7 protein-coding genes and 1 pseudogene are annotated in these 12,168 nt (G+C 35.7%); 4 read left to right on the top strand and 4 right to left on the bottom strand.

Annotation, left to right across the window (positions count from 1 at the left end; all coding sequences use genetic code 11):
- Positions 1-3: 3 nt before the first annotated feature.
- Positions 4-1,365 carry a glutamate--tRNA ligase gene (gene gltX, locus ACE38O_RS04425; protein ID WP_374698380.1) on the top strand — a complete coding sequence of 454 codons (1,362 nt, stop codon included), beginning with the start codon at positions 4-6 and terminating at the stop codon, positions 1,363-1,365.
- A gap of 624 nt (positions 1,366-1,989) precedes the next feature.
- On the opposite strand, the pseudogene ACE38O_RS04420 reads toward gltX, so the two are convergent.
- Positions 1,990-3,139: pseudogene (locus ACE38O_RS04420) on the bottom strand (IS4 family transposase).
- A gap of 890 nt (positions 3,140-4,029) precedes the next feature.
- Here ACE38O_RS04420 and murD point away from each other — a divergent pair.
- From murD to ACE38O_RS04405, 3 genes are all read left to right on the top strand, one after another.
- Positions 4,030-5,436, top strand: coding sequence for a UDP-N-acetylmuramoyl-L-alanine--D-glutamate ligase (gene murD / locus ACE38O_RS04415; RefSeq protein ID WP_374698379.1), 1,407 nt, complete (start codon positions 4,030-4,032; stop codon positions 5,434-5,436).
- 6 nt (positions 5,437-5,442) lie between these two features.
- A complete protein-coding gene (locus tag ACE38O_RS04410; protein WP_374698378.1) occupies positions 5,443-6,042 on the top strand; it encodes a COQ9 family protein in 600 nt (199 codons plus the stop codon).
- 100 nt (positions 6,043-6,142) lie between these two features.
- Positions 6,143-7,480: a hypothetical protein gene (locus ACE38O_RS04405; protein WP_374698377.1), complete on the top strand. Its 1,338-nt coding sequence runs from the start codon at positions 6,143-6,145 to the stop codon at positions 7,478-7,480.
- Here the strand turns inward: ACE38O_RS04405 and rsmD are convergent.
- From rsmD to ACE38O_RS04390, 3 genes are all read right to left on the bottom strand, one after another.
- Positions 7,477-8,025 carry a 16S rRNA (guanine(966)-N(2))-methyltransferase RsmD gene (gene rsmD / locus ACE38O_RS04400; protein ID WP_374698376.1) on the bottom strand — a complete coding sequence of 183 codons (549 nt, stop codon included), beginning with the start codon at positions 8,023-8,025 and terminating at the stop codon, positions 7,477-7,479. The genes ACE38O_RS04405 and rsmD overlap by 4 nt on opposite strands.
- 114 nt (positions 8,026-8,139) lie before the next feature.
- A complete protein-coding gene (locus tag ACE38O_RS04395; protein ID WP_374698375.1) occupies positions 8,140-8,772 on the bottom strand; it encodes a hypothetical protein in 633 nt (210 codons plus the stop codon).
- A complete protein-coding gene (locus ACE38O_RS04390) occupies positions 8,762-12,133 on the bottom strand; it encodes a type IV secretion system protein (protein WP_374698374.1) in 3,372 nt (1,123 codons plus the stop codon). The genes ACE38O_RS04395 and ACE38O_RS04390 overlap by 11 nt, the downstream gene beginning before the upstream one ends.
- Positions 12,134-12,168 lie beyond the last annotated feature (35 nt).

Raw genomic sequence — 12,168 nt, 5'->3', positions numbered from 1 at the left:
AACATGCCAGACGTAGTCACTAGATTCGCTCCATCACCAACAGGGTTTTTGCATATTGGTGGGGCTCGTACAGCTTTATTTAATTGGCTCTATGCAAAGCATCATGGTGGTAAGTTTTTGCTAAGGATTGAAGACACCGACAGAAAACGCTCAACACAGGAAGCAATTGATGCAATAACAGATGGGCTGAAATGGCTTAGAATAAGCTATGATGGAGAAATAATATACCAATCGAAAAGAATAGATAGACACATTGAAGTTGCAAATCTTTTAGTTGGAAAGGGTAGGGCGTATCTCTGTTATTGCCCTGAAGATGAAGTTGCAGAAAAAAAGGCAAAAGCAAGAGAGGAAGGAAAAGTATATAAGCATAAATGTATCAGTTTAGCATCAAGTGCAAAACCTGTTGTCCGCTTTAAAGTGCCAGACTCGCAAGAGATCGTCATTGATGATAAAATATACGGCCAAATCAAAGTAAATAGCGAGCAGCTTGATGATATAGTGATCTTACGCTCTGATAACACTCCAACATATATTTTTGCCGTAGTGGTTGACGATCATGATGCTGGAATAACTGATGTAATACGTGGCTCTGACCATCTCACTAATACCTTTAAACAGCTGCTAATATACCAGGCTCTTGATTTTGACATTCCACGCTTTGCACATGTGCCGCTTATCCATGGGGAAGATGGGAATAAGCTATCCAAAAGGCATGGTGCCACAAGCGTTTGCGATTATGAAAAGATGGGAATATTGCCAAAAGCGATGCGTAATTACTTGCTGAGACTTGGCTGGAGTCATGGCAACGATGAGATTATTAGCGATGAGCAAGCAATAGAGTGGTTTAATTTAGAAAGTATTGGTCGTTCACCTGCACGGCTTGATTCTAAAAAATTGGAGCATTTGAATAACCACTATATTAGTAATATGAGCAATGAAGATATTCTGACTCTAATGCTTAGAGAAAATACTCTAACTGACAAGAAAAAGAGCTATTTATTACAAGGACTAACGGAGCTGAAAAAAAGGGCAAGCTACTTGACCGAACTGCTGGATTTAGCGCAGTTTTATATAAAAGATCCACCACTTGATTTAAGTGAAGAAGCTCGTCAAATTATCAAATCTAACCTTGATATAATCAAGTTACTTGCGTCATTTCTGTCAAAGATCGGTGATGAAGACTGGAACAAGGGTTTTTTATCTTCTCAGATCAAGTTATTTTCAAAATTGCACGATATGAAAATAAGCGATGTATATCACTCATTACGTGCTCCCATAACTGGAGTAATGGATGCACCTGGAATCATCGATATCATGGTGGTTCTTGGTAAAGACGAGTGTATAAGAAGGTTACAAGCAATTTAAATGAAATAAGAAACTTCCTTGACACCCTTCTCCAGCCCCCTTATCATGAAACTGAAGGTATTCAGTTATCTTCATCTGTGCAGATTAAACAGCAAGAAAACAACGTAGTTGGCGTCTTATTTTTAATTTTTTGCACTATGTGCACCTTATGTCTTCACAATATTTCTAGGTTTTTACCTACACAAGCTGAAACGCGCTTATAAGTCGTTTAAGACAGTATAGTACGCCAATTTGCAGGATTAGAGAGTGATAACTAGCTAACACGGGATTTCTTTTGCCTTTTTTTCTGCTTAGTAAATTTCTTAAACATTTGAACTAAGGTGAGTTGCACTTAAAAGCAGCTAAATTGCAGTGTTTAAGAATTAAAAAAACGCCAATACAGAAAATAGACAATGACCAGGGCTTCTTTTGCCTTTTTTTCGTTTGGTAAATTTCTTAAATATTTGTAGCTAAATGACAACCGTCATCCTGCTACTTGTTAGCGGCTGAGATACCGCGGCGGTATGACGGTTCGTGGTGGCATGACGATAAGCTCGTCATCCCGCTACGTGTTAGCGGGATCTAGAGATACTGCGGCAGTATGACGAGGGAGAACAGTCAATGGAGTCAACTTAAGAGCCTCCATTAGCAAACTCTCCTAAAGACATGATGGCGTTTGGGCTTATCTACCTTGTTGCGGCTGTCCTGTTAACTTTAGCACGTATACTTAAAAAGGGCTTGAAAATCTTTTGGCGCAACAAGCACTTGATAGAGTTTCTGCCTCATTACACCAAATAAAACTGAAAAATTTAAACGATACTCAGTAATTTGGTCTGGGAAGGCCCTTGAGCATCACACATGTGAAGCGATAATATATTACACATAACTAAGTTTGCCCAAAATTCTTGTAATATAGCCTCTAAATTTATTCCAGAAAAATTCTCTAATTCTGCACCTATTTTGAGTCGTTTATAGCACTCCTCTATATGCCACCTTAATACATAAGCTTTGCTGATATCTTCCAAAGTCTCGGTCAAAAAGTGAAGTCCTCTGTTTCCCCATTGGCTAACGTAAGCGCTATAACTCTTACTTTTTGTCCTTTCATTTTATTTTCTAGCTTTTTGTTTTCTAGTATAAAATCAAAATCTAATTCTCCAGATAAAATTTGTTCCCATAGCTTGCTATAATTTCTTTTTTGCAAGCGAAAAATAAAATCTACTTCCAAATCATAATGCTGCTGAATGAATTTTACTGAAGACGATCATAGATAAATAATTTGATTTAATGAACGCATTTGATTCGGGCAATTGCTCTTCCGCCAACGTTTGTTCACCTATATTCCAAGCCGCAAGACGAGCACTACAAATCAGCGAAGTACACAAATCAACAAACAAATTGCCAATGGTGCCTGTTGTTCCATTTGGTTTAAAGCGGCCAAACTCAGATACAATTTCCTCAGAGCTGGGTAATCTCACACCAGAACCATCTGCTGCAATAAGTCTATAGCCTCTCCAGCTCAGGTTCATCTTGATAGGCTGTTTGGATGCTTAAATTCTTGAAAGCCTGTATTTATACCTTGCTTTAGAAAAAGCTTGCTTTGAGGGTGGAGTTTTACATGTCAATGGCTCCATAAGTTCACATTCTATTTCCAAACTTTTTTTAACTAACTATAGAAAATACTGTCGACAAAGGAAGTTTTCTTGTTCGTGTAAAACTCAACACAATGGATTTTCTGAAAAGTTTTCGAGTATATTGCATTTTTAATTTGTAAGATAAGATCTTTTCCTTTTTGCATGCCTCACCTAAAAATGACACATTTTAAACTTTTTTGTTGAAATAAAACAGAAACAAAAGTGCTGTTTATTGCAGCTTTTGGGTAATTTAATGGTAAAAACTTTAGAGAGAAATTTTATACACAATCTCTGATATTTTTTCTTAAGTTGACGCCATTGCCTGTTCTCCCTCGTCATACCGTCACGGTATCTCTAGATCCCGCTAACACGTAGCGGGATGACGATTCTTCAAATCGTCAAGGTGTCATCCGAGTAGCTTGACTACTTGGATCCAGAAAACTTAACTTTAAATAAGTAGCTGCATAATAAAGACTAGATTCCAGAGTCACGCGCTGGAATGACACCATTTTCGGTCTCTTAAATTGCTTTAGCTACAAACATTAAGAAATTTACTAAACGAAAAAAAAGGCAAAAGAAGCCCTGGTCATTGTCTATTTTCAGTATTGGCGTTTTTTTATGTTTTAAACGTTTAATAACCGCGACTCAGCTGCTTTTTAATGCAACTAACCTTTAGTCATAAATGTTTAAGAAATTTACTAAGCAGAAAAAAAGGCAAAAGAAACCCCGTGTTAGCTAGTTGTCACTCTCTAATCCTGCAAATTGGCGTACTATACTGTCTTAAACGACTTATAAGCGCGTTTCAGCTTATATAGGTAAAAACCCAGAAATGTTGTGAAGACATAAGGTGCACATAGTGCAAAAAATTAAAAATAAGACGCCAACTACGTTGTTTTCTTGCTGTTTAATCTGCACAGATGAAGATAACTGAATACCTTCAGTTTCATGATAAGGGGGCTGGCAGAGTTTGTCAAGGAAGTTTCTTCGTTTCTACTGAATGACAGTTGTGACCTATGCAAGAAGTCTGTTGTAGTTTGTACGATATCTTTATAAAATGGTTCGCATAAGTTATCTAGCAGTGCAACTAAACAAATACAAAAATCAAAACGTCGCGGTTTTTGGTCTTGGTAAAACTGGTTTATCCGCCATTAACGCTCTAATAGAAAGTGGTGCAAGAATATATGCATGGGATGATCATGAAGAGCAAATAGCAAATGCAAAAATGATGTGTAAAAAATGTAATTTTATTCATCCCAAGGAATACAATTGGCATGAGATCAGTGCATTGGTTTTAAGCCCTGGAGTGCCAACAGAGCCACATTGGATAGTAAAACTTGCAAGGAGATTTGATTGCAAAATAAAATCAGACATTGAGCTATTTCTTGAAGCTAAAACTACGAACCAGAAGGTAATAGGCATCACAGGAACAAATGGTAAATCAACCACTACATCACTAATAGGGCACATATTAAAATCTGCAGGGAAAAAAGTAGCTATTGGTGGAAATTTAGGCGTTCCTGTTTTGGATCTAGAAAGAGATGCAGAAATTTATGTAATTGAATTTTCCTCTTTTCAATTGGAGTTGATGAATGAAATTAACGTGGACATTTCAGCACTGCTCAATATTACACCAGATCACATAGATAGGCATGGAAGTATGGAGAACTACATAGCAACTAAATTAAAACTGATAAACGGTAGTGAGGTTGCCGTAATAGGATGTGACAATGAGATTACTGCTGACATATTCAACAAATTCACTGGAAACAAAGTTCCAATCTCAGCTTCGATGTCATCTTCTTTGTCATTCCAGCCACTTCTTTTGTCATCCCAGTGCTTGGCTACTCCGATCCAGAAGATCTCGTTAAAACTAGAGAATCATAGCTTATCAGTAAGCGACGTGAAAATAAACCTAATATCAAATGCAGAAAACATAGCAGCCGCATATGCCGTATGTAAGCTACTTGGAGTAGATAGCAACACTATTATCAATGGAATCAAGTCCTTTTCAGGACTGAGGCATAGGAATGAACTGCTTGGCAAAATAAGAAATGTGTTTTTCGTGAACGATAGCAAAGCAACTAATGCAAAGTCGAGCGAAAAGGCGATCTTATCTTATGAAAACATAAATTGGATCGTTGGTGGAAGAAGCAAAAAAGGTGGAATAGAATCATTAAGCAAGCATTTTACGAGGATTAGAAAAGCTTTTCTTATTGGGGAATCAACCGAAGCCTTTGCAAACACTATGGAGAATAAAGTAGATTATGTTAGATGTTGCAATCTAGAAGATGCATTCAGATTGGCTTTTGAAGAGGCCTTAAATAGCGCAGAAGAAGTAACTATATTACTTTCTCCCGCGTGTGCTTCTTTTGATCAATGGAAAAATTTCGAGGAACGTGGTGAAGCATTTTGTAGAATGTTTGAAAATCTCAGGTACAATCACACATGCTGTTTAGTATAATGTTGCGTGGAACAAGATGAAATAAAGTTAATAATAGATAAGCTAATTAGGGTTATTCCATTTGAAGGGATAAGCGATGAAACCCTATTAAAAATTTGCACAGACCTTAATCTAGCTAATAGCTTTTGCAAATTTCAAAATGGAATATATAGCGCTTTGGAGCACATAGCAGAGAACTTAAATAGCTCAATGGAAGCTGAACTCAGGAATTCCAATTTAGAAGATATGAAAGTGCGAGAGCGGGTAAAGTTAGCTGTTCAAATACGCCTTTCAAACTACGCTAAGCTACCGAATTATAGAGAACTTTTAAAAAATGTTTTATCATTCTCTGTATCACCAAAAAATACATATTTTTCTAGTAAACTTTTATACAGAACTATTAGCGCGATTTGGTATGGCATTCATGATCAATCAACAGATTTTAACTACTATACAAAAAGAGCAATATTAGCTGGAGTGTACTTAAGTACGATACTTTTTTTTATCAATGATTATTCAGAAGATTTTGCGGATACTTTATCGTTTCTTGATAACCGTATCAACAATGTCATGACATTTCAAAAATTCAAAACTCGCTTAAAAGGAATCATAGGAAATTTCTTATAGGTCTTTTATTATACTAGTTTTTTGATAACTTATATTCTAAAGTCACCTTGATTTTTTTTAATCTTTATGTTAAAATAACTAAATATTCATTAACGATAAAATGAGAGTTTTTTATCATACCAAAGGTAATACCGAGCTAAAAGAAAATACAAAACATGCGATAAATTTTTTTGGAGTACTTGGTTGTATTAAGATTAATGCACTTAATAAAGATGCACCTAAGAAGCAAGAAAGTAAGTTTAATGTAGTTGAGCATTACTTTGACTATCCTTATTTCTCTAGAATTGTTAATCCAGAATCCTTTCAAAAAGAATTAAATGCTGAAGAAAAAAAATTCAATAGGAGAATAGTATCACTATGGTTATGTTTTGCTATATTGTCCACTGCTTCTATTGTATCGTTATACTTGGCATACCAGAATCAAAAATCAAAAAAGGTACTTACAGGGTTAGCTTTTGCATCAGTAGTGCTATCAATTTTGGCTACCATATGTTTTATCGTATTTTGCCTATGGATGCTTTTTGACTTTGTTAAGGAAAGGTTCGTTGTACATAGAATCAAAAGCTTTTTGGAAAATGAAGTCAGCCCTGAGTGGATAAAGCGTTGCAAAAAAGAACTTGTAGGTGACGATAAGGAAGTGGATGCAGAAGCTCACGATCAAGAGTTAGGAGAAAATAAAGATATAGAAGATATTGTGGAGTTCCTCTTGGAAAGAAAGAAAATTGTAGCGCTATATGGATTTCTAACAAATGGTGAAAAGTTAGTTCAAGCTGGAATGGCAATGGTAGACATGTTACTTATACAAGGTGTGCATCCAAACGATATAATTTTGGATACTAATTCTCTCGGAGGAGGAATTGCAGCAGAAGTTTTAAAAAGGTTTGAAAAGCAAGGTATTCATTTGACACTAATTCACAGCAATTCTTATAGTTCACTTAAGGATACAGTCAAAGATTCTCCTCATAGCTTAGTTAAATGGCTTCCCTCGACGCTCTTGAACATTTGGTTTAGACGTTGCGGATTAGATCTTAATCCACGGGAAATTGTAGAGAATACGAAATGCCCTGTATTAATTGTTGGTAGGAAAGGCGATACTGTCATTCCACAAGAAGCACAACTTGTTGGTAAACTTGACGATCAATCCACTAAAGAAACGTTCAGAAGAAATGTAGTGCTTGAACACGATCCTACAATACTTTGTGAGAATAAAAATATTCACACTGATCATAAAGAACATTTGGTTCATTACAAGGATAACGGTAGTGCAATAAAGTACGAAGAAAAAGAAAATCAATTTATTAATGACGCACATGAATATTTAATAGACTCTGAATTTAATAAATATTTTGATCTAGAGAAGTACAGAAAAAGTGGTTTCTTTGGAAAATTGACGGAAATAGAACTGAAACCCATCAATGAAAGGTATATGCAAGTTTAAGTTAATAGAGAAAGAAAAATTATTCTTGCTATACCGTAAGTACGTTCCAAGATTACACTAAAATTTTCGTTGCATTGAAAATCTTCATCTTTTTTGATTTCCAGAATTATCAATGCATCATTACTTAACCAGCCTGAGTGAGCTAGTCCATTCAACGTTGATTCAACTAGATTGCTATTGTAAGGTGGGTCTATAAAAACTACATCGCACTTTGAAATAGGTTGTGGCAATTTGTTAGCACTGCAACAAATTAGCGTGACATTGTTCGTAATTCCAAAATCTTCTGCTGTTTTTTTAGGCAGTTGCAAATTGTAATAATCTGAATCCACCATGAGTGCATGTTTAGCGCCGCGAGAAAGTGCTTCAAATGAAAAAGAGCCACTTCCGCAGAATAAATCAAGTACATTCAAGTTATAAATAGGTTTTCTTGAGGAAAGTATACTAAATATTGCTTCTCGGACAACACTCATAGTTGGCCGTGCAGCTAAACGCTTACCTGTAGTTATTTTTCTTCCGCGATATTTGCCTGCAATGATGCGTAGCATACTAAATAAGCTCCAAAATAACTAATTATTTAATACTATATGATTAATGTCAATATGGCTTTAGCAGTTTAATAGAGAGAAGCCATCGAGTCGCTTGTAAGAAAAACACAAAACTCATCCGTTATTTTTTTCTGATTTGCCTGCTGCATTAATTACTTGACCAATCTCATCTTGTAAACCATCATAATCATTTCTTTCATCGTGATTGATCCCTTCAATTCTGTTTTCTAACTCTAACTTAATTATAGTATTGATTCTATCTATATCATCGAGGAAATCTTTACATTCTTCATCACTATATTCTTCACCAGATGATTTTTTTTCAATAAATAGACTTTTAAACTTTGCGAGATCAGAATTCTGATCGGTATTCAGTACAACATTTCTCTCTATAAAGCTAAGATCTGATAGTAATAAGCTAACCTCTAATAAATCTTCACTTTTCACGTTTTCAAGGTCTTCAAGGCTTTCTAAAATACTAAACACCTTAAGTTCTTCTTGTGCAATCTCTTTGTCTTCCTTATCAAATTCGGACAATAACCCTCTATCATCTACGAGTTTCTCACTAAGAGCTTTATTGAGCTTTGAAAGATTAAGATCATCTTGCTTGGTGTGATCCAGCAACATATCAACTCTTGCCCTACGAGCATTTAAAATGTCATCATAGTCATTTAACTTTATGTTGCCATCTTTGTCTTGCTGCAATTTATAATAATCAAGGCCTTTGAAATTTTTATTAGTCTTCATCTTCAATCCTCTTCTCATCTCCTTTTGCATCTGGTTTCTTCATTGGTTCCGGTAATTTCCTTTCTGGATTTTTTGGTTCTTTAAATAAAGGCTTAAGATTATAAACTTCACCTTCTCGATCTTCTCTTTCTTTTTTTCTTTTAGCTCTTTCAGCACGTTTTTCTACAGCTTCTGGAGTATCTATTTCAACTGGACCTTTTGGTTCCGTGCCTAAATTTCGTGTCACTTCATTTGATTGATTAGGCTTATCTTCTTCTGTTGGCTGATCAAGCTTATCTTTTTCTGGTTCTCTCTTACGGCCGATAGTGTAATCATGAAGCTTCTCTAAGAAATCTCGCCTATATTCTTTTGCTCTATAGAGTAGGTTATGATCATAGCCATGCTTTCCTATAGAGTCAAGGCCATGTTCCCAAGTAAACTTCATAGCATCTTCTATTGTGTAGCCCAAATGTGACCCTACATATCCTTTATAATAATCTAAATATTTACCAATCCTTCTATGTGTAATATCTTCTTTATCAACTCCAAACGCCCTGTAGATTTTTTCCTCAAGCTTGTCAACATCATTTTCAGGCGATGTTGCAAACTTCGTTGCTTCAATAGTAGCATCTACAAATTTACGTGGCACATCAATGGCGTGTTTCAGTACACCTCCAACTATTGGTATCCTACCCAGTAGATTAGCTGTACCCCCAGCTAATCTATTAGGGAGCCCAGTAGCGAACTGACCTAGAGCATCTAACCTTCCACCAATAGCATCTTGCACTGCTGATTTGCCAGAATATAGGATTTTGCTTACAAAAGATGCATTTGGGTCGCCATGTGCAGTAGCGCTTGGAGAATGCATCTCATACATTTTAGATATATTGTAAACGCTGAATCCACCACCAGCGATACTTGAGCCCATTTGTTGTACGAACTCGCGTAAAGAGAACATTAAAAATGAAAGCAAGAATAATATAAAGATTTCCCCTGCATTGATTAAATAACCTCTCTGTATGTCTTGCACCCTTTGGTAATCACTATTATTTTGATAATCTTTATTTAAGTCAGAGAAATTTTCCAATTTACAGCTTTTATCACTTTTAATCACCTTTTCCACTAAAGACCTTATTTCACTTTTCAAATTTGGTCGAATAATACCTTTTCTGTAATCATGTATCATTTCCAGATTGCTGCATTCCTCATCTACTGAACTGCAGTAAAATCTCCTTATTTTACTGTCTATACTATTGATCAACAATAAGATATCAGCCTTTTCTGATGCGTGTAATAAGCTATTCGTTAGACGCACTAGATCTTTTTCATTTTCACTACAACCAGCATCAACTACTATATCACTTTCTTCTATATAATGATCTGCTGGATTTTTTTCAGTACCAGGCACTGGGTTAGAGAAAGGATAATCTATATAACGAAAACCTTTATTAATGTAATCTGGTGGAAGAGGGATATATCCAGCGCCGCCAGTAAACTTTATTGTACCACCTTCTCTGCTTAGTTTTTCTATACCTTCTATGTTCTTATCTACGTTCAGCGGAGAAGCTTCTCCAAGAGTGTAAGGTACGAAAATTTGCCCTGGGGTCCAACCAAAGTACTGCTTATCAACGATACAAAAACCGCCAAACACCCATTTTGGAGCACATAACCTTACCTCAAACCATTTATTGTAGCATACAGTAAAACCTAACTGCCTATAAAAGGTATTCATTATAATGGAAGCCAGTAATGACAAGAGAGTAAATATCATAATCGACTGTAAACAAAAGCTGATGCAGAATTTTATCCAACCTTCAAACAGACTTTTCAGCGGTGAAAATAAAATAGAGATCAGGAACAATGGCATGATAGCTATAAGAAAAGCTATACCCATAAAACCAGAGAGAAATATTATGTAAGCATATAAGCACAGCAAGAAATATAAAACTATCCCTATGAAAATTGCTGGTATCATAAGTAAGCTTGCCCACATTTGGTAATGTAAAAACGCTGCAAACTTTTTCCAAACAGAATAAGCAAAAAACTTATTGAACATGCCCTCCATGAAGTTAAACAACTTAATACGAGCAGCTTCATCTCCTTGAGCAATACTTCCGGTGTTCATGTTGGGAGCAAAATTAGTAATTATACTTATCAGTTGTTCAAGACCTTTAACGAATAGAACGAGAAAATGATCATAGAAAAATCTAAAACTTCCAGGAGATATAAGCACTATTACTAGAGTGATTTTCATCATTCTGATGAGCATATCATGCTTAGTTTCTCGTATCATGCCAAAAAGATAAAGAAGCGATGAAATCATTACAAATAGAACAAGCAAGGAAAGAACAAAATTGTGAAAGCTCGTACTTTTTTCAGCTATATTTTCGAACATAGCTTGTGCAGCTGCAGGATCTTTACTGTCAAAATGCTTTTCGCAATTTTCGTTAATCAATAATACACATTTTAGATAGTTATAAATGTAATCAAAAAACCCAGACCTACTTGGCTGCTGCACTCCACCTAAGAACTCAAAAGAGTAGCCACCTGTATTGTCTAGATAATATCTATCTAGTATTTTTACATATATTTTCCATCCCTTTTTTAATTTCACCGGGTCACAATTTCTGTCTTTTAATTTAGTGCTATCTCTGTCTAAAGTAAAAAGTCCATTGTCGCCCTCAGCTGTGGAGTTATAACCTAGATGTACAGTAGGAGATTCAGGATTACGCATAGATTTCAGACTTTCGTTAGGATCATCATCATTGGGTCTTTTAAATAGAAGATAAGCACCATGACCGTTGATAAACCAACATGGAGCACCACGTGATACTGTATTTGCGCTATCATCTTCATTAATGCACTTGCAATCTACAGTGCAACTTGGATTAGGCTTACTTGAAAATTTTTGTATGCTAGGTTTATAATCATTACAAACTAAGTGAAAGTCAGGTAGACTATTATCACTTGACTTGCCTTCAGATTTAGTTGCGTATCTTAATTGCTCCAAACCTTGCAAATTATAATTACCTCCAGATTTTTTCTTATTGTTATTACCCCAAGATGTCCATGCACCATTAACTCGCACTTTTAAATTATCTCCATTGGTTTCAAGTCCGGTATCCTTCCACTTCACCACTTGGTTATGGTGGAAACCATAATTAATTTCTCCAGTTTCAGGATCAATAACTTCTCCATCTCCTGGAATAAACGCATCGTGGTCGCTTGAAAAATGAGCGCTTACTGCAATAGGTTTAGGACCAAAATAGTCAGCAGATATGCACCTTGGAAAAGGCATATCATTCTTACTACAACCTGTGATCAGCATATAAGCTGCAAGAAGTAATACCCTAAACCAACATTTGCCTAAGCGTGATTGCATATCTAAACTTTTTCCAAATATAGAAATAAATTTCT

The organism is Wolbachia endosymbiont (group B) of Limnophora tigrina (assembly GCF_964263235.1).
In the GTDB taxonomy this organism is placed as follows: Bacteria; Pseudomonadota; Alphaproteobacteria; order Rickettsiales; family Anaplasmataceae; genus Wolbachia.
The sequence above is the reverse complement of the archived record's forward strand: the minus strand, read 5'-3'. Positions and strand labels throughout refer to the sequence as shown.